Below are 978 nucleotides of genomic sequence, written 5' to 3'. Positions count from 1 at the left end.
TTGGGCATACCGTCCGGCAGATCAAGCATACTGTAGTCATCATGGATGTCGATGCGGCCAATGTATTTCGGGTCGAGACCTACTTCGTTGGCGATGGCGCCGACGATATTCGCCGGCTTCACGCCATGCACATGGCCGACCTCAATGCGATACGTCTGCATGCCGCCGTGGTCGTGGCGAGGGCGCGCATTCTTTTCTGCTGCCGGTCTTTCCGTCTCTTCGTGGCGTTGAGGATGGTCGTTGCGCGAAGTGCGATCGGCGCGCATGCCGGAGTCTTCGGACGCAGGCGATAGTGCCTTCCTGCTTGCGCTCTTGCCCGCCATCGCCGGTTCGCCCTCGCGGCTGATGTGCAGCTGCCGGCCGGCGACCCATACTGTTTTGAGATGGTGCACGAGATCGTCCGGCATGTTGTCCGGTAGATCCAGCGTGCTGTAGTCGTCGTAGATCTCGATGCGGCCGATGTACTTCGAATCGAGTCCCGCTTCGTTCGCAATGGCGCCGACAATATTGCCCGGCTTTACGCCGTGTGCATGACCGACTTCGATGCGGAAGGTCTGCATGCCGACCTCAGGCGCGCGATCCACGCGTCCCTTGTGTGGGAACGCGGGCCGCGCGCTCGCATCCCGACGTTCATGGCGTTCCGGCCTGTCTGTCCGTTCGGAGGATCGGTTGCTGCGTTCGTCGCGCCCTGTGTAGTCCAGCCGCTCCGTGAAACCACGCTTGTCGTCGGAACTGGCGCGCTCGGTCTGCGGCTCGCGCCTGTTCTTGTCGAGCAGAAGCGGCTCGTCTCCCCGCGCGATTTTTGCGAGCGCAGCGGCGATTTCGATCGCGGGAATATTCTTCTCACGCTCATAGTCTTCAATCAGTGACTGGAATTCTTCCAGACCGCCGGCTGCCAGCGTGTTGCTGATCTGGTCCTTGAATTTGGCAACGCGCACATTGTTAACGGCCTGAATGGTGGGCAGTTCCAGCAGCGCT

At 60.9% G+C, this 978-nt stretch carries 1 protein-coding gene; it reads right to left on the bottom strand.

The genetic code is table 11. From position 1 onward, the window contains the following. A partial coding sequence (locus tag TSA66_RS15100; protein ID WP_040042634.1) for a DbpA RNA binding domain-containing protein occupies positions 1-978 on the bottom strand: 978 nt, incomplete at both ends.

The organism is Noviherbaspirillum autotrophicum, assembly GCF_000818395.1.
Classification (GTDB): domain Bacteria; phylum Pseudomonadota; class Gammaproteobacteria; order Burkholderiales; family Burkholderiaceae_D; genus Noviherbaspirillum; species Noviherbaspirillum autotrophicum.
Note: the sequence above shows the minus strand (reverse complement) of the source record. Positions and strands in the feature narration are given on the sequence as shown.